This window comes from Pseudomonas sp. EA_65y_Pfl2_P78 (assembly GCF_963970495.1).
Lineage (GTDB): Bacteria > Pseudomonadota > Gammaproteobacteria > Pseudomonadales > Pseudomonadaceae > Aquipseudomonas > Aquipseudomonas baetica_A.
In genome coordinates this window covers 59,388-76,126 of sequence record NZ_CAXAON010000017.1, presented here as the reverse complement: position 1 = coordinate 76,126, position 16,739 = coordinate 59,388, and the positions used below count along the sequence as shown (strand labels likewise).

The window sequence follows — 16,739 nt, the reverse complement described above, 5'->3', positions numbered from 1 at the left end:
CAAACATGAACCTGACTGAACCCCGCGAGCTGGCCCCCCTGCTTGAAGCCTTTCTGCTGGCCTCGGGAAAGCCGCAATCGCTTGAACGTCTCTACGAACTGTTCGAAGACGGCGAACGGCCCGAGCCGCCGGTCTTCAAGAAAGCCCTGGCGTTGCTCGCCAAGTCCTGCGATGGCCGAGCCTTCGAACTCAAAGAAGTCTCCTCGGGCTATCGCTTGCAGATCCGCGAGAAGTTTTCGCCATGGGTTGGCCGTCTGTGGGAGGAGCGCCCGCAGCGTTATTCCCGTGCCTTGCTGGAAACCATCGCGCTGATTGCCTATCGCCAGCCGATCACCCGGGGCGAGATCGAGGATGTGCGCGGTGTGGCGGTCAACAGCAACATCGTCAAAACCCTGATCGAACGCGAGTGGATCCGCATCGTCGGTTACCGCGACGTGCCGGGCAAACCGGCGATGTTCGCCACTACCAAGGCGTTTCTCGATCACTTCAATCTGAAAAACCTCGAAGACTTGCCGCCGCTGGCCGAACTGCGCGAGATGGAGGCCGACCCGGTACTCGATTTTGACGACGCGCCGGTGCCTCAGGGTTTGCAGGAGCTGGCCGACGCCAGTGCCGAGCCCGAAGAGGAGAAGGAGGAAACCAGTTTCCACACCTTGCTGCTGGAGCTGGACGGTATGGAGGAGGGGATCAAGACCGATTTCGATGATTTGTTGCGTGATGGCGCCGATTTCGAAGCGCCGCCGGTTGAGCCTGAGACGCAAATCACCGAGCCGGTTATCGAGGTTGAACTTGAAGCCGAGCCTGAAGCCGTACCTGAAGAGGACGTGCTGGGTGTTGCGCAAGCACGGGAAAAACTTCTCGCTGCCGTTGCAGCCCTTGAGCAGTGCGCACCGCCACCCGAGTTGAGCGAAGAGGAAGCCGAAGCCCGAGCCTTGGCTGAAGCCATCGAAGCCGAACGCCGCGAATTTGAGGATTGAACACGGCCGCTCCCCCATTGGCTCTATGTTCAGCCCGGAGAGATTGATGAGCTCAACCAAAGACCCGTGCATCAGCCTCTGCAAGTTCACCGATGATGTTTGTCAGGGGTGCGGTCGCAGCAAGCGCGAAATCAAAGCCTGGAAGAAACTCGACAAGGACGACAAACGCGCTGTCCTGGCCGAAGCCGCGCTGCGGCTGATCAAGCTTGGCGGAGCCGGTCGGCGGAAAAAGAAATAACTGTGCATTGATCAGCTAGTCTCTGATGCGCGATGGCCCACATCCGCGTATGATTCGCGACCCTTCGCCGATCCCTTCGGCCAAGTACCCAGATTTCAATGCTTCAGGCGCCGCCTGAACAGACCACACCGGGAGGTGCCCAGATGAGTGACATCAATCAGAAAGACGACCAGGAAATCGGCCCAGCAGGCGAAAAGCTGCAGAAAGTCCTCGCCCGTATCGGCGTCGGCTCGCGCCGTGACGTGGAAGCCTGGATCAGCCAGGGCCGGATCAAGGTCAATGGCAAAGACGCCACCCTCGGCCTGCGCGTCGACATGCACGACGCCATCACCATTGATGGCAAGGTGATCAAGCGTGAAGAGGCTGCCGAATCGGTACGCCGCGTGATCATGTACAACAAACCCGATGGCGAGATCTGCACCCGTGACGACCCGGAAGGCCGTCCGACCGTGTTCGACAAGCTGCCGCGTCCGAAAGAAGGTCGCTGGATCAACATCGGTCGTCTCGACATCAACACCACCGGGCTGCTGATGTTCACCACTGACGGTGAGCTGGCCAACCGCCTGATGCACCCATCCTATGAGATGGACCGTGAGTACGCCGTGCGTGTACGCGGTGAAGTCGATGACGAAATGATCGAGCGCCTGAAGGCCGGCGTGGTGCTGGAAGACGGTCCTGCCAAGTTCACCGACATCAAGCAGGCACCAGGCGGCGAAGGCTTCAACCACTGGTATCACTGCGTGGTGATGGAAGGTCGTAACCGTGAGGTTCGTCGTCTGTGGGAATCGCAAGGTCTGGTGGTCAGCCGTCTGAAGCGCGTGCGTTTCGGCCCGGTGTTCCTCAACTCCGACCTGCCGATGGGCCGCTGGCGCGAAATGAGCCAGTACGAAGTCGACATTCTGAGTGCTGAAGTGGGTCTGACGCCGGTAGCGATGCCACAGCTCAATGCCAAGAGCAAAGACAAGCTGGAACGCATGCAGCGCAAATCGTCGCGGCCGATGGCCAAGACCGAGCGCGTGCGTACCCTGCGTCCAGCCGCTGGCGCGCCGACCGGCCCGCGTCCAGGCCGCGAGCCGCAGATCGAAGGCGAGCGTCCGGGGCGCAAGCCAGTCGCCCGTGACGGCGAGCGCGCTCCGCGTCCGGCCAACGGTCGCACCGAGCGTGGTGAGCGTGGCGCACCGGCCGGTCGCGGTACACCGGTAGCGGATCGTCCGGCGGACACCACCAACAAGCGTCCGGCCAAGCCTGCGCCGAAGCGCCCAGGGATCAAACTGGTCGACGGTGACAAGCCGTCGGGCAAGCGTCGCGGCGCACCGGCCGGCTCTGGCCAGCGTCCGGGTTTCGGGCGCAAGAAGCCTGAGTGACCGGGTTTAGCGCCTGAATGAAAAACGCCAACCGCAGGGTTGGCGTTTTTTTTTGTCTGGCGAAAGTGTTGTGGTGCCTGCCCCGCGAAGAGACCGCTAGCAGTGCCATCAATTTCAGGCTAAAACACAAACCGTCCATCAAACACTGGCTTGTCATCCAGCGCCAACACGCCACCGGAGAAGATCAGGTCCAGGTGATGACTGCCCTTGGCTCCACCCCCAAGCCCAAGGTGCAATCCACAATGCCGTTCTTCAAACCCGGCATTGCGCGCATACAGTGTTTTCACGCCTTCGTTGGTGCCAATCCCCAGCTCCTCGATGCGCCGGTTCGACGGGTTCGCGTCCAGGTACTTGTTGAAATCATGCTCCAGCCCCGGCACATCGGTGGCGATGCGGCTGATGGTCGAATTCTCGATCCACAGTTCCAGCGGTGATTCCAGTACCCCGTACTTGCGCGCAAACGGAATGGTGCTGAGGAAGGTGCCCTTGAACTTCACATGACCGTTAATGGCTTCGCTGTGGGTGGCGATCTCGCCAGGCGCCAGATCGAAGTTGCCGACGCCGTTGATGTCGGTCCACTTCTTGATACTGCTCATGGGCGCTTCGAACCATGAGCCTTCATCGTCTTTGAAACTCAGCGTCGTCGCTTGGGACATGCGTTGGATCAAGTGGCTATTGAGCCCGGCAATGCGCCGTGGCGTGACACTGAATGTGTCGTAGAAATAATCGCCGTAATCCTTGAACAGCAGCGACTTCTTCCAGTTCTGCGCCATCACCGCTTGCAGGGCGCGAACAAACTCCGGACCGTCGGGGCGCGGGTTGGGCAGGGTGGAAGAGTCGTAGAAGAAAATGTACAGATCGCTGTCGGCAATCGCCGAACTCAGCGCTGCGCTACTTTCCAGGTCCAGACGTCGGGCGCTGAACCTGAAGCGTGAATGTTCGCCGGCCTGTTCGGCGATGGCGCCGGTGAGGGCTTGGTAATCGGCAGTGTGCCCGAGCAGAATCTGCGCCGAGTCGAGGTCGGCGAGGGCCGGGTGATGTTCTAGGTAGTAAAGGAAATGCGAGATCGCGCGTGGCTTATCCATGAGTCCTCCCTGACTGACCGTGAAAAAAGCGGCAGGCACGATCGGCCGGATCGTGTCTGCCCAATGATGTGTTACAGAGGCCACATCGCCGTGCCGAACGGCACGACCGCGTCGGCTTGCATCATTTCCACGGCCGCTTCGTGAGTGGGGGCTTCAAACCATTCGTCCAGTTGCAGTTCGGTATCCAAGTCTTTTTCCAGTGCTTGCATGGTCGATCTCCTAGATGACTTTCATGGTTGTGACTGGCCGGTCAAGTTGGCCGACAAGACGTGAAGAACCTAGTTCAGGGTTTTTTGTAATGCAAAAAATCATCTATTTAATTTTTAAATAAACTTTTTATTCTGTTTTTGAATGAGGTTTTTCTTATTTCAAAACAAAAAACTAGATGGCTTTTTTCAAGAGTGAGCGAGCCACCGTCAATTTGCAGGCGACCTACGGAATTGTCTGAATTGGAAATTTTACGTTACGCCTTGTAAGGAAATATTTACGAAAAGGGCGCCCAAACCCAGTGAAAGTCCCCCCACGTCGCTCGTGTAAGGAAAAGCTGCCGGACGTTGCCCGGTCAGGTGTTGCACAAGGCTCTGGCCCGCTTGTTTCAGCGGCGTTTGAAGGGTGAGATGCGCTCCATGCCTGTCGTGCAGGCGCATAACAACAAGGAGGCGCAATGAACGCCGTGACTGATTTCCACCTCTCACCGTGGGACGGTTTTCCACTCGTCCCCGTCGATGGCCTGCAACGGCCTGACTCATTTTTTGCAGCCGCCCTTGCGACTCGAGGCGGACACGTGCAATCCCGGCAACCGACACGCTGATCCAGCGGAGTCTGGCAGCAGGGGGTTAGCGGTGTACAATGCGCCGCGTTTTAACTGTGACCCTCTGCGTAATCGCGCAAATCTCAAGGCTATCTGCCTTGTTCACTCCGCCGCGTCACAAGCGTGTCGGGTTCGATTTCGTCACAGATAAAAACAAACAGGTGACGCATGACCGTTGTAAAAAAGCTGAACTCCTGGTGCCTGCGCTGGGGTTTGATCGGGGCTGCTTGAAATCGCAACCTTGCAGCAACGTCTACTGAACATCATCAAACCTTGCGTGAGACCTTTTTCATGAGTGGACAACCCTCACAATCAGGCGAGCTGAAACGCGGCCTGAAAAATCGCCACATTCAACTGATCGCCCTCGGTGGCGCGATCGGTACCGGATTGTTCCTCGGCTCGGCCGGGGTGCTGAAATCCGCCGGGCCGTCGATGATCCTCGGCTACGCCATCTGCGGCTTCATCGCCTTCATGATCATGCGCCAGCTTGGCGAGATGATTGTCGAAGAGCCGGTGGCCGGTTCCTTCAGCCATTTCGCGCATAAATACTGGGGCGGTTTCGCCGGTTTCCTGTCGGGCTGGAACTGCTGGATTCTGTACATTCTGGTGGGCATGTCGGAGCTGACGGCGGTCGGCAAGTACATCCACTACTGGGCGCCCGACATCCCGACGTGGGTTTCTGCTGCTGCATTCTTTGTGCTGATCAACGCCATCAACCTGGCCAACGTCAAAGTATTCGGGGAGGCCGAATTCTGGTTCGCGATCATCAAGGTCGTGGCGATCGTCGGCATGATTGCGTTGGGCAGCTACCTGCTGGTCAGCGGTAATGGCGGCCCGCAAGCCTCGGTCAGCAACCTGTGGTCCCACGGTGGTTTCTTTGCCAACGGTGTCAGTGGTCTGGTGATGGCCATGGCGATCATCATGTTCTCGTTTGGCGGCCTGGAAATGCTCGGTTTCACCGCAGCCGAGGCCGATAAACCGAAAACCGTGATCCCGAAAGCAATCAACCAAGTGATCTACCGGATCCTGATTTTCTACATCGGCGCTCTGGTGATCCTGCTGTCGCTGACCCCGTGGGACAGCCTGCTGGAAACCCTCAACGCAAACGGCGATTCCTACAGTGGAAGCCCGTTCGTACAAGTGTTCTCGATGCTCGGCAGCAACACCGCCGCCCACATCCTCAATTTTGTCGTGCTGACCGCTGCGCTGTCGGTTTACAACAGTGGTACCTACTGCAACAGCCGCATGCTCCTGGGCATGGCCGAGCAGGGTGATGCGCCCAAAGCCCTGGCGAAGATCGACAAGCGCGGCGTGCCAGTGCGTTCGATCCTGGCCTCGGCGGCGGTGACGCTGGTGGCGGTGTTGCTCAACTACCTGATCCCGCAGCATGCGCTGGAACTGCTGATGTCGCTCGTTGTGGCAACGCTGGTGATCAACTGGGCAATGATCAGCTTCTCGCACTTCAAGTTCCGTCAGCACATGAACAAGACGAAGCAAACGCCGCTGTTCAAGGCACTGTGGTATCCGTACGGCAACTACATCTGCCTGGCGTTCGTCGCGTTCATCCTCGGCGTGATGCTGCTGATCCCGGGTATCCAGATCTCGGTGTACGCGATTCCGGTGTGGGTCGTGTTCATGTGGGTCTGCTATGTGATCAAGAACAAGCGCAGTGCTCAGCACGCGTTGCACGCGGCGGGTTCGGCCGCGAAGTAAGCAAGACGCAGAGGCGACAAACCCGGCCAAGTGCCGGGTTTGTCGTTTGGAAGTGTGGCTCTGAAGTGAAACCAGATCCTGTGGGAGCGCCGCGGCTGGTCCAATGAGGGGGCCTGTGTTTCTGGCAGGTCTTGGTCTCTTGGTATGGATTGTCACTGGTGGTGCCTGAGCGTTGTCGAATTATGATCGACGAGATTGATTAGTTTCTAATGTAACTGCTTGAGAATCAGTGGTTTTGATTTTTTTTGCTCGGTGTGCAAAGCGTTTGAAGTATGGCGCTTACAAAGGCAATCCATCGAATCATGTAGTTGTTTTCAATAGTGTCTTTGGACGAAGGGATAAACAAGATGTAGCCATAGCGAGCAACGTTAAGTTGTATTGCCCCCCAAAGCATGAGTAATGCAAAAAAAAACCAAAACATTCCGGCTTTAAGATTAGGTCCTGAAATTTTTTTTGCTGTTGAGTAAAAAAGCCAAAATGCTACTAAAGAAACAAGTGAGTATAGTGTTGTTGTAAGTGGTTGGCTACTCATCACTATTTTTTTTCTCCTTGTATATTGAGTTTATTGTTATTGAGTTTGAGATGGCCTCAAAAGACAGTGCTGATTTACTTGCTTTTTCATACCCGCGCACGTAATCAGCTCGTACATATCTAAACAATCGCCATGCATCAGGCTTTAACACTTGACCGGCAACTCCATATACGGAAAGCCCTAAATCAACGACTCCATATGCCATATTTCCTTCAGGCTCTCCGGTGCCTACCAGTTTTGCAGCCTCTTGGTAACCTTTTCTGACTGGCCCCTGCGTATCTGAGCGATCTTCCCACAAATTTCGCCCATTCTCATATACGTTATTCGCCCCATGAAGCATCAAAGGGGTACCTGCGAGTAGACAAAGTGTGCCCGCGGAGCCGTAACAGATCCCCGCGCCTGCTGCAAATTGGAGCGCTCCAGCAATTGCTCCCACGCCTTTTTGAGCAACCTCCAGTGACTGGCTTAGAAGGCTGCTCTGTTCATTCTTGAGATCCTTTAGAGCCTGCTCGGGATTTTTTTCACCCTGTGCAACTGCATCAACAATGCTTTTGGCGTAGTAAGAAACCTCTCGACCAAATTGCAAGCGTAGCGTGCCGTCCTTAATGTGCCTGGCACCTAATGTGCGGGCTTGGCTTCCAAGTCTTCTTGCGGCTTCACTGACAAGCCAATAATCGCAACTACCGGGTTTGCATTCACTTATTGGTTTCACGCCTCGTTTCCCCAGGTGCTGTGGCCGCTGGTTCCAGCTGAGTGGTGTACCCAGGTGATCTCCCTATAGCGAATAGCCAGGTGTTCCTGCGGCTCTGCATCGTTTTGCAAAATAGAGTGAGGCATCTCAAGCGTCAGATCGGCAATAACACCGCCAGTAATCGAGATGGAATAAAACTTTTCCTGTATGCCAAAGGAGGACGCGCGATAAAAGTTGATCGTGCAGTCTATTTTTTCTCTGGTTGATAGTGCATGAGCGAGAAGTGGTGAGGAATTGTCGACGTTTTTAGTTATGATGAGAGGGCTGTGTGTCGGCTTATTAATGTTTTCGATATTGGCCATGTTGTGGCTGTAAGACAACACCATAACTTCGTCTGTATGTCCTGCCTGATATTTATTGCCAATAGAGTCTGGGCTTGAGCAGCCCGCTGAAATCAAACCTTGAGTTCTACCGGTGATGGACATATATCCGTGGTTGGCCATTTCTTGACACTCCTTTAGTCGACCTGAAATTGTATTACAAGGACTTGAGGTGTTCTGTAGGGCGTTTCTGAAAAGCATGTTGGTGTCTGCTGGCTGGCGCTATCTCCAGTGCGCAGGCCTTCGTCCATGTATCTCGCTCAGGCCCGGCATCTGTTTCGCGGTATCCTGCGCACTCTGAATACGGACGCTTTTCCATGCTGGTGATTTCCAACAACGTGCATCTGCCGGATGCCGAGATCGAATTGACGGCCATCCGTGCCCAAGGCGCCGGCGGGCAGAATGTCAACAAAGTCTCCAGCGCTATGCACCTTCGCTTCGATATTCCGGCCTCGTCCTTGCCTGATTTCTACAAGGAGCGATTGCTCGCGTTGCGGGACAGTCGCATCACCAGCGACGGCGTGTTGATCATCAAGGCCCAGCAATATCGTACGCAGGAAGCCAACCGCGCCGATGCGCTGGAGCGTCTGGTCGAGTTGATCCTGAGCGCCACCAAAGTCGAAAAGAAACGCCGCCCGACCAAGCCGACCCTTGGCTCGAAGAAGCGTCGGCTTGAGTCGAAAACCAAACGCGGCAGCATCAAGGCCGGGCGTGGCAAGGTGGATTTCTAGTCTTCGCGATACTTGGCGGTGTGACGGTACAGATAGACGCTCAACGCCAATCCACTCAGAGAGGCGAGGGCGGCAAACAGGAAGATCGAGGCAAAACCGAAGCCTGCCGCAATCGCGCCGGCCAATGGCCCGGTGATCCCCAGCGACAAATCGATGAACAGCGAGTAAGCGCCGACGGCCGCGCCGCGACTGGACGCGGGCACCAGATTCACCGCTTCCACACCCAGCGCCGGGAATACCAGCGAGAAACCAAAACCGCTCAACGCTGCGCCGGCCAATGCCCAATGGGCATCCGGTGCCAGCCACAACAGCAATAGGCCAAGGGTTTCCACCGACAGGCAGGCAATCGCCACGCGAAAGCCTCCAAGACGATTGATCAGGTTGCCGAACAGCAGGCGCGCACCGATGAAACTGGCGCCGAACAGACTCAGGCAGAGCACCGCGTTGTCCCAGTGCTGAGTGGCGTAATAGAGGGTGATGAAGGTGGCGATGGTACCGAAGCCGATTGAACCCAGCGCCAGGCCGCAGCCGTGAGGGAGAACGCGGCCCAGCACATGCATGAATGGTAGACGTTCACCGACGACAATCGGCGCGGCGGTTTTTGGCCAGGCCAGTAACAGGCCCAACGCGGCCAGCAGAATGATGCTCACCCCCATGCTCCACAAGCCCAGACGGCTGACCAGCCACACGCCGAACGGTGCGCCAATTGCCAGCGCGCCATAGCTGGCGATGCCGTTCCACGAGATCACTTTGGCGGTGTTCGCCGCGCCAACCCGACCAATGCCCCAGCCGATCGAGCCGGAACCGACCAGACTTTCCGCGCTGCCCAGCACCAGTCGGCCGATCAACAGGCTGATCAGGCTGAGCATCGGCATGTTCGGTGTCCATGCCGAAATCAGCATGAACACACCGCTCAAACCACAGCCCGCCAAGCCATACATCACTGCCAGCTTGCTGCCCTTGTTGTCGATGATCTTGCCTGCATACGGACGGCTGAGCAGGGTGGCCAGATACTGTACGCTGATCACCAGGCCAGCGATTACCGCGCCGAAACCGAGGTCGCTGTGGACGTAGCCCGGCAGTACAGCGAGTGGAATGCCGATGTTCAGATAGCCGATAAAGGTGAAGAGGACGATGGAAACGACTTGCAGCGTGACCGCCAGGGGGCGCTGGGGCTCTGACATAGAGAACGACATGGGTAAAGGTCCACGGGAGCAGCAGATTAGATAGGCTGCTCATGATACCGGCGCGAACGTTTCAGGGGCGGGGAAAAGTAAAACTATTTGCCGGTCGACGGTTTCAGGGTTTGGCGGGGGGCGACCAGTTGCGTGGTGACCAGTGCGGCAAGTGCGTTCTCTTCGCTGCCGAAACGGGCGAGCAGGGCGGCTTGCTTCTCGGGGGAGAGCCGACTCCAGATCTCGATCATTTTCTCGGTGGCACCGATCAGAACGGCGGCTTGGCTTTCGGAGAATTCGTCGGTCATGGCGGGCTCGGGGTTTCAGGCAGTGTGGAAAGCGCATGTTAGCGCTTTCCACACGGTCTGTACGGCGGGGTTACTCTTCGCTGTCGGCCGGACGGCTCTCAACGGCTTCTTTCGGTTCGGGCTGCCCCGCGCCGGCTTGTTGCGTGGTCGTCTGCTCAGGTACGTGCAGGCTTGGGAAGGGGAGATTAGGAATCTCGTGCATGGTTGCGCTCCTCGCTAAGTCTGTTGATAGATCTGGTAGATCCGCGCTTTTTGAAAGCCTGAGCAGGATACAGCAGGAAAAATGACAATCAGACTTTTAATTCGAATTATTGCGACAAATGGCCGCAGGGGGAGCAAAAACAAAGATCACCGCAACGTAAATGTGGGAGCGGGCTTGCTCGCGAAGGCGGTGTATCAGGCAACTTAATTGTCGACTGACACTGCGCCTTCGCGAGCAAGCCCGCTCCCACAGCGGTTTGTGTGGCTGGATCTATTTGCTGACGTCAGCGATCGCTTGTGCCAGCAAGGCGAGGCGTGTGGCGTCGATACCGGCCACGTTCGCCCGGCCTGAGCTGACCATGTAAACGCTGTGTTGCTCGCGCAGTTGTTTCACTTGCTCGGGTGACAGGCCGGTGTAAGAGAACATCCCGCGCTGCACGCCAATGTGCGCAAAACGCTCACGCAGACCATGGGGCTCCAGCGCCTCGACCAAACCACTGCGTAATTGCGCGATACGCAAACGCATGGCCTCCACTTCGTCGGCCCAGCGGCTTTTCAGCTCCGGATCGGCAAGGATGGTCGCTACAACGGCTGCGCCGTGATCCGGTGGGGTCGACCACAGGTTGCGGGCGATGTTGGCCAGTTGGCTGCGAATGTCGAGGAGCTTGTCGGCGGTGTTCGCGCAGACGATCAGCGCGCCGGTGCGGTCGCGATACAGGCCGAAGTTCTTCGAGCAGGAACTGGTGATCAGCAACTCCGGCAGTTGCGCGGCGAACAAGCGGGTCGACCACGCGTCTTGCTCCAGACCATCGCCAAAGCCCTGGTAGGCAAAGTCGATCAGCGGCAGCAAATCGCGACGGCGCACGACGTCCAGCACGCGCTGCCAGTCGTCGTGGTTCAGGTCGAAACCGGTCGGGTTGTGGCAGCACGCATGCAACAGCACCACATCGCCCTTCGGTGCTTCATTGAGCACTGCGAGCATGGCTTCGACGTCGAGACGGTTATCGCTGCCCACATACGGGTAGTGACTGATCTTGACGCCGGCCGCCGCGAAAATGGTTTCGTGGATCGGCCAGGTCGGGTTGCTCAGCCATACGCCTTTGCCCGGCAAGCACTGCGCGATGAAGTCGGCGGCCAGACGCAGGGCACCGGTGCCGCCCGGGGTCTGAGTAGCGCCGGTGCGTTGTTCGGCGATCAACTTCGAGTCAGCACCCAGTACCAGCTCATTGATGACTTTGCCAAACAACGGATTGCCGTGGCCGCCGATGTAGGTTTTGGTGTCCTGGCTTTCGACCAGCCGTGCCTCGGCGATCTTCACTGCCTCGGGGATTGGCGTGAGGCCTTGGGCATCCTTGTAGACGCCAACACCCAGGTCGAATTTGCGCGGGTTGCTGTCCTGCGCATACGCCTCCATCAAACCGAGGATCGGGTCGCCGGGTACCCGGCCAATGGCGTCGAAGTGCATTACTTGCGTCCTTCTGCGGTCTTGGCCACTTCGTCGGTGCGTGCGGCCATGATGAAGTCGTTGCGGTGCAGGCCTTTGATCGAGTGGCTCCACCAGGTCACGGTGACTTTGCCCCACTCGGTCAACAGGCCCGGGTGGTGACCTTCGGCCTCGGAGATTTCGCCGACGGCGTTGGTGAAGGCCAGTGCATGTTTGAAGTTCTTGAACAGGAAGACTTTCTCCAGCTGCATGATGCTGTCGCGTACTTCGATGTTCCAGTCAGGGATCTGCTTGATCAGGATCGGCAGTTCTTCGTCGCTGACTTGTGGCGCATCGGCGCGGCAGGCTTCGCAGTGGGCTTGGTTCAAAGTGGACATGGTTGGATTCCTGAATCGAGTGTTTTTTTTATAACGGTCGTCAATTGCGCCACGCTAAACCAAAGTGGCGCTAACGGACAGACTCACTTGTAAGCAAAAGCCACGGTTCACGCCGCTTTTGGTTTCGGCGGAAATTTTGGTGCATGCAGACCCAACTGCATGCCTTGTCTGACCATGGCCATGATGTCTTCATGGGCCACGTCGAACAGGCGCTTGAGGTTTGGCAGGACAAAGTACAGTGGTTGCAGAATGTCGATGCGGTACGGCGTGCGCATGGCTTCCAGCGGATCGAATGTCTGATGCTCAGGTTCGTCCGACAGGCAGTAAACGGTTTCTTTCGGTGAGGACAGGATGCCGCCGCCGTAGATCCGCTTGCCTTGCGGGGTGTCGACCAGGCCGAACTCGATGGTCATCCAGTACAGGCGCGCCAGGTACACGCGCTCTTCCTTGGTCGCTTGCAGGCCGAGTTTGCCGTAGGTGTGGGTGAATTCAGCGAACCACGGGTTGGTCAGCAGCGGGCAGTGACCAAAAATCTCGTGGAAAATGTCCGGCTCTTGCAGGTAGTCGAGTTCTTCGCGGGTACGAATAAACGTGGCCACCGGAAATTGCTTGCTGGCGAGCAGTTCAAAGAACGTCTGGAAGGGAATCAGTGCCGGGACGCGAGCGACCTGCCAGCCAGTGGTTTCACCGAGCACCTTGTTGATTTCGCTCAGTTGCGGAATGCGGTCGTGGGGCAGGCCGAGTTGTTCGATACCGTCCAGATATTCCTGGCACGCACGGCCTTCGATCACTTTCAGTTGGCGAGTGATCAGCGTGTTCCACACCGCGTGTTCTTCGGCGGGGTAGTCGATAAAACCTTGCGCATCGGGCTCGCGGGCCACGTATTGCGTCTGCTTCATGCTGCTCTCCTGCTAGGGGAATTCGTTCTTGTTATGTCCAGCGATGGACTCAGAATGACTCGAGAGCGTGTTGATTTGCAGCGGGTTGAATGGCGTCCTTGTAGGAAAGATCGTCGATTTTCGTAAAGTATTCGTTACGGATTGTAGTCTGCTTCGCGTTTGCTGCGATTTTCAGGTTTGAAAAGGCTATTGGGTGTCACATAATCTTGACGACTATCTGCGCGCCTCGACAGAAAAGTGAGACCAGGGTGCGCCGCAAAACCCTGTGGGAGCCGCTTGCTTGCACAGGGGTTGTGTTCAACCTCATCCTTGTCAGGCCTTTTCTATGCGCATCAAAGTCCACTGCCAGAACCGCATCGGTATCTTGCGCGACATCCTCAACCTGCTGGTGGCTTACGGAATCAACGTCGCGCGCGGCGAGGTCGGTGGTGAGCACGGCAACGCGATCTATCTGCATTGTCCCAACCTGATCAATATCCAGTTCCAGGCGCTGCGGCCGAAGTTCGAGGCGATTGCCGGGGTGTTCGGGGTCAAGCGAGTAGGGCTGATGCCCAGCGAGCGACGGCACATGGAGTTGAATGCCTTGCTCGGCGCCTTGGAATTCCCGGTGCTGTCGATCGACATGGGCGGCTCGATTGTCGCGGCGAACCGGGCGGCGGCACAGTTGCTGGGCGTACGGGTTGATGAGGTGCCGGGGATTCCGCTCTCGCGCTATGCCGAGGATTTCGATTTGCCGGAACTGGTGCGCGCCAACAAATCGCGAATCAACGGTATGCGGGTCAAGGTCAAGGGTGACGTCTTTCTGGCCGACATCGCACCGCTGCAATCAGAGCACGACGACAGCGAAGCCATGGCTGGTGCGGTGTTGACGTTGCATCGCGCCGACCGCGTCGGCGAGCGCATCTATAACGTGCGCAAACAAGAGTTGCGCGGGTTCGACAGCATCTTCCAAAGCTCGAAAGTCATGGCCGCGGTGGTGCGCGAGGCGCGACGCATGGCGCCATTGGACGCACCTTTATTGATAGAGGGTGAGACCGGCACGGGCAAGGAGTTGCTGGCGCGCGCCTGCCACCTCGCCAGTCCGCGTGGGCAGTCGCCGTTGATGGCGCTCAATTGTGCGGGGCTGCCGGAGTCGATGGCTGAGACCGAGCTGTTTGGCTATGGCCCGGGTGCTTTCGAAGGTGCGCGCGCCGAAGGCAAACTCGGGCTGCTGGAGCTGACGGCGGGCGGCACCTTGTTTCTCGATGGCGTCGGTGAGATGAGCCCGCGTTTGCAGGTGAAGTTGCTGCGTTTTCTGCAGGATGGCTGTTTCCGTCGGGTCGGCAGCGACGAAGAGGTTTATCTGGATGTGCGGGTGATCTGCGCCACGCAGGTCGACTTGTCGGAGCTGTGCGCGCGCGGTGAGTTTCGCCAGGATTTGTATCACCGCTTGAACGTGCTTTCGCTGCACATTCCACCGTTGCGTGAATGCCTCGATGGCTTGACGCCGCTGGTGGAGCACTTCCTCGATCAGGCCAGTCGGCAGATCGGGTGTTCGCTGCCCAAACTGGCACCGGCGGCGATGGACCGGCTCAGTCATTACCATTGGCCGGGCAATGTGCGGCAGTTGGAAAACGTGCTGTTCCAGGCTGTTTCGCTGTGTGATGGCGGTACGGTCAAGGCTGAGCATATTCGTCTGCCGGATTACGGCGTGCGTCAGCCGCTTGGCGATTTTTCGCTGGAGGGTGGTTTGGACGAGATTGTCGGGCGCTTTGAGAAAGCAGTGCTGGAGCGGTTGTATTCCGAGCATCCGAGCAGTCGGCAATTAGGCAAGCGGTTGGGGGTTTCGCATACGACCATTGCCAATAAGTTGCGGGAGTATGAAGTCGGTAAAACCGATTCATAGCCCAAACATGTGTGGGTAATGATGGCCTCTTCGCGAGCAAGCCTGCTTGCACATTTGCAATGCAATCGCTGTGGGCGCGAGCTTGCTCGCGAAGGCGTTGGTACCGACAACCTCAGCGCCAGGCTTTGCCACCTACCGGCATAACACCGCCGGTTTTTCGACTTCGATACATTTCTCCCGTTCGCGCAAAACCCCTCAAGTCCTTTGTTTGCCGGGCCTGAAGCCGCCAGAAAAAAGTTGGTCTGCAAATTGCTTATGGCTCAGCAGTACAGCGGTGGGCGGCAAACGTCCGGCATGCAGAGGAAAGAGTGTGGACAAGTACCTTTATGTGGCAATGACCGGCGCCAGCCAGAACGCACTGGCGCAAAAGGCGCATGCCAACAACCTGGCGAACATCTCCACCAACGGTTTTCAGCGCGACCTGGAGCAGGCGCGTTCGATGCCGGTGTTCGGTGACAGCTTTCCGGCGCGTGCGTATGCCATGAGCGAACGTCCCGCCACTGATTTCACCCCAGGCTCGCTGGTGCAGACCGGCCGTGACCTCGACGTCGCCGTGGCCGGCAATGGCTGGATCGCCGTGCAGAACCCGAACGGTGGCGAAAGCTACGTGCGCACCGGCAGCCTCAATGTCGATGCCCTCGGCGTACTGCGCGCCGGCAACGGCATGCCGGTGATGGGCAATGGCGGTCCGATCGCCGTGCCGCCCGAGCAGAAGATCGAAGTCGGTGAAGACGGCACCATCAGTATTCGTGCGATGGGCGAAGGCCCGCGCGTCATGGCAGAGGTGGACCGGATCAAACTGGTCAACCCGGACATCAAGAACATGAATAAGGGCCTCGATGGCTCGATTTACACCAAGGACGGCAAGCCTGCGCCGGCCGATGCCAATGTCAAACTGGTGTCGGGTTTCCTGGAGTCGAGCAACGTCAATGCCGTGGAAGAGATGACATCGGTGCTGGCCCTGGCCAAGCAGTTCGAGTTGCACGTCAAGATGATGAACACCGCCAAAGACGACGACCAGGCCATGGCTCGGGTCTTGCAGATCAGCTAATTATCAGAACGTCGCGCCGTAAAACAGGCGCACGAGGAGAATCGAATGCTTCCGGCTCTATGGGTTGCCAAAACAGGTCTGTCCGCCCAGGACACCAACCTGACGACCATTTCCAACAACCTGGCGAACGTCTCGACCACGGGTTTCAAACGTGATCGCGCCGAGTTCCAGGACTTGCTGTATCAGATCAAGCGTCAGCCAGGCGCCCAGTCGACTCAGGACAGCGAGCTGCCGTCGGGTCTGCAAGTGGGTACGGGTGTGCGTATCGTCGGTACGCAGAAAAACTTCACCGCCGGTAGCCTGCAAACCACCGAGCAGCCGCTGGATCTGGCCGTTGATGGTCGCGGTTTTTTCCAGATTCTGCAGCCGGACGGCACCACGTCCTACACCCGTGACGGTACTTTCCACCTCGATTCCAATGGCCAGGTCGTCAATGCCAGCGGTTTCGCCCTGGAACCCGCCATCGTCATCCCGAACGATGCGCAGACCTTCACTGTCGGTCGTGATGGCACCGTCTCGATCACCGTTGCCGGTAACCCGGCATCCCAGGTGATCGGCAACCTGCAAACCGCCGACTTCATCAACCCGGCCGGTCTGCAAGCGGTGGGTAACAACCTGTTCCTGGAAACCGCTGCGTCGGGTGCACCGCAAGTCGGTACGCCGGGCCTGAACGGTTTCGGCACCACGCTGCAGAACACCCTGGAAACCTCCAACGTCAGCACCGTTGAAGAGATGGTCAACATGATCACCACTCAGCGCGCTTACGAGATGAACTCCAAGGTGATCTCCACCGCCGACCAGATGCTCTCGTTCGTAACGCAGAATCTGTAATCAAGTCTATGAGGCGGCCATGAGGTCGCCTGCAACACCGTGAGGT

At 57.6% G+C, this 16,739-nt stretch carries 19 protein-coding genes; 8 read left to right on the top strand and 11 right to left on the bottom strand.

Annotated features, from left to right (window positions below; all coding sequences use genetic code 11):
* Positions 1 to 5 precede the first annotated feature (5 nt).
* The 3 genes from scpB (at position 6) to rluB (ending at position 2,579) form a co-directional block, all read left to right on the top strand.
* Positions 6 to 977, top strand: coding sequence for an SMC-Scp complex subunit ScpB (gene scpB / locus AACY02_RS15120; protein WP_339432647.1), 972 nt, complete (start codon positions 6 to 8; stop codon positions 975 to 977).
* A gap of 46 nt (positions 978 to 1,023) precedes the next feature.
* Positions 1,024 to 1,215: a DUF1289 domain-containing protein gene (locus tag AACY02_RS15115; RefSeq protein WP_339432646.1), complete on the top strand. Its 192-nt coding sequence runs from the start codon at positions 1,024 to 1,026 to the stop codon at positions 1,213 to 1,215.
* Between the two features lie 143 nt (positions 1,216 to 1,358).
* Positions 1,359 to 2,579 carry a 23S rRNA pseudouridine(2605) synthase RluB gene (gene rluB, locus AACY02_RS15110; RefSeq protein WP_186550794.1) on the top strand — a complete coding sequence of 407 codons (1,221 nt, stop codon included), beginning with the start codon at positions 1,359 to 1,361 and terminating at the stop codon, positions 2,577 to 2,579.
* Positions 2,580 to 2,698: 119 nt separating this feature from the next.
* Here rluB and AACY02_RS15105 read toward each other — a convergent pair whose 3' ends face one another.
* Together AACY02_RS15105 and AACY02_RS15100 are read right to left on the bottom strand one after the other, a co-directional pair.
* A complete protein-coding gene (locus tag AACY02_RS15105) occupies positions 2,699 to 3,664 on the bottom strand; it encodes a leucyl aminopeptidase (RefSeq protein ID WP_339432645.1) in 966 nt (321 codons plus the stop codon).
* A gap of 71 nt (positions 3,665 to 3,735) precedes the next feature.
* Complete coding sequence (locus AACY02_RS15100) at positions 3,736 to 3,873, bottom strand: hypothetical protein (protein ID WP_003222780.1); 138 nt, start codon at positions 3,871 to 3,873, stop codon at positions 3,736 to 3,738.
* 893 nt (positions 3,874 to 4,766) lie between these two features.
* Here AACY02_RS15100 and AACY02_RS15095 point away from each other — a divergent pair.
* Positions 4,767 to 6,188 carry an amino acid permease gene (locus AACY02_RS15095; protein ID WP_339432644.1) on the top strand — a complete coding sequence of 474 codons (1,422 nt, stop codon included), beginning with the start codon at positions 4,767 to 4,769 and terminating at the stop codon, positions 6,186 to 6,188.
* 226 nt (positions 6,189 to 6,414) lie between these two features.
* On the opposite strand, the gene AACY02_RS15090 is transcribed toward AACY02_RS15095, so the two are convergent.
* Genes AACY02_RS15090 through AACY02_RS15080 form a run of 3 tightly spaced genes read right to left on the bottom strand, consistent with a single transcriptional unit; the run spans position 6,415 to position 7,914 of the window.
* The gene (locus AACY02_RS15090) at positions 6,415 to 6,720 is read right to left on the bottom strand and encodes a hypothetical protein (RefSeq protein ID WP_339432643.1); all 306 of its coding nucleotides are present in this window, start codon (positions 6,718 to 6,720) and stop codon (positions 6,415 to 6,417) included.
* Positions 6,713 to 7,432: a DUF4225 domain-containing protein gene (locus AACY02_RS15085; protein WP_339432642.1), complete on the bottom strand. Its 720-nt coding sequence runs from the start codon at positions 7,430 to 7,432 to the stop codon at positions 6,713 to 6,715. Before AACY02_RS15085 ends, AACY02_RS15090 begins: the two co-directional genes overlap by 8 nt.
* On the bottom strand, positions 7,429 to 7,914 hold the full coding sequence (locus AACY02_RS15080; protein WP_339432641.1) for an Hcp family type VI secretion system effector: 486 nt from the start codon (positions 7,912 to 7,914) through the stop codon (positions 7,429 to 7,431). The genes AACY02_RS15085 and AACY02_RS15080 overlap by 4 nt, the downstream gene beginning before the upstream one ends.
* A gap of 194 nt (positions 7,915 to 8,108) precedes the next feature.
* Between AACY02_RS15080 and arfB the strand changes: the two genes are divergently transcribed.
* Positions 8,109 to 8,522 (top strand): alternative ribosome rescue aminoacyl-tRNA hydrolase ArfB, encoded by a 414-nt coding sequence (gene arfB / locus AACY02_RS15075; RefSeq protein WP_221732015.1) that lies wholly within the window; start codon positions 8,109 to 8,111, stop codon positions 8,520 to 8,522.
* Here arfB and AACY02_RS15070 read toward each other — a convergent pair.
* From AACY02_RS15070 to phhA, 6 genes are all read right to left on the bottom strand, one after another.
* Positions 8,519 to 9,718, bottom strand: a complete 1,200-nt coding sequence (locus AACY02_RS15070) for an MFS transporter (RefSeq protein WP_339432640.1) — start codon at positions 9,716 to 9,718, stop codon at positions 8,519 to 8,521. The genes arfB and AACY02_RS15070 overlap by 4 nt on opposite strands.
* A gap of 83 nt (positions 9,719 to 9,801) precedes the next feature.
* Positions 9,802 to 10,005, bottom strand: a complete 204-nt coding sequence (locus AACY02_RS15065; RefSeq protein ID WP_339432639.1) for a hypothetical protein — start codon at positions 10,003 to 10,005, stop codon at positions 9,802 to 9,804.
* Positions 10,006 to 10,075: 70 nt separating this feature from the next.
* Entirely contained in the window at positions 10,076 to 10,207 is a 132-nt protein-coding gene (locus AACY02_RS15060; RefSeq protein WP_260455831.1) for a hypothetical protein, read from the bottom strand.
* A 270-nt stretch (positions 10,208 to 10,477) separates the two neighbouring features.
* Positions 10,478 to 11,671, bottom strand: coding sequence for an amino acid aminotransferase (locus tag AACY02_RS15055; protein ID WP_339432638.1), 1,194 nt, complete (start codon positions 11,669 to 11,671; stop codon positions 10,478 to 10,480).
* Positions 11,671 to 12,027: a 4a-hydroxytetrahydrobiopterin dehydratase gene (locus tag AACY02_RS15050; protein WP_003222798.1), complete on the bottom strand. Its 357-nt coding sequence runs from the start codon at positions 12,025 to 12,027 to the stop codon at positions 11,671 to 11,673. Before AACY02_RS15050 ends, AACY02_RS15055 begins: the two co-directional genes overlap by 1 nt.
* A 107-nt stretch (positions 12,028 to 12,134) precedes the next feature.
* The gene (gene phhA / locus AACY02_RS15045) at positions 12,135 to 12,926 is read right to left on the bottom strand and encodes a phenylalanine 4-monooxygenase (RefSeq protein WP_339432637.1); all 792 of its coding nucleotides are present in this window, start codon (positions 12,924 to 12,926) and stop codon (positions 12,135 to 12,137) included.
* 325 nt (positions 12,927 to 13,251) lie between these two features.
* On the opposite strand from phhA, the gene AACY02_RS15040 reads away from it, so the two are divergent.
* The 3 genes from AACY02_RS15040 to flgG all read left to right on the top strand — a co-directional run bounded on the left by AACY02_RS15040 (position 13,252) and on the right by flgG (position 16,693).
* Positions 13,252 to 14,811 (top strand): sigma-54-dependent transcriptional regulator, encoded by a 1,560-nt coding sequence (locus AACY02_RS15040; protein WP_221732010.1) that lies wholly within the window; start codon positions 13,252 to 13,254, stop codon positions 14,809 to 14,811.
* Positions 14,812 to 15,121: 310 nt separating this feature from the next.
* Positions 15,122 to 15,862: a flagellar basal body rod protein FlgF gene (locus AACY02_RS15035; protein ID WP_221732009.1), complete on the top strand. Its 741-nt coding sequence runs from the start codon at positions 15,122 to 15,124 to the stop codon at positions 15,860 to 15,862.
* A gap of 45 nt (positions 15,863 to 15,907) precedes the next feature.
* Positions 15,908 to 16,693, top strand: a complete 786-nt coding sequence (flgG, locus tag AACY02_RS15030) for a flagellar basal-body rod protein FlgG (protein ID WP_187677348.1) — start codon at positions 15,908 to 15,910, stop codon at positions 16,691 to 16,693.
* Positions 16,694 to 16,739 lie beyond the last annotated feature (46 nt).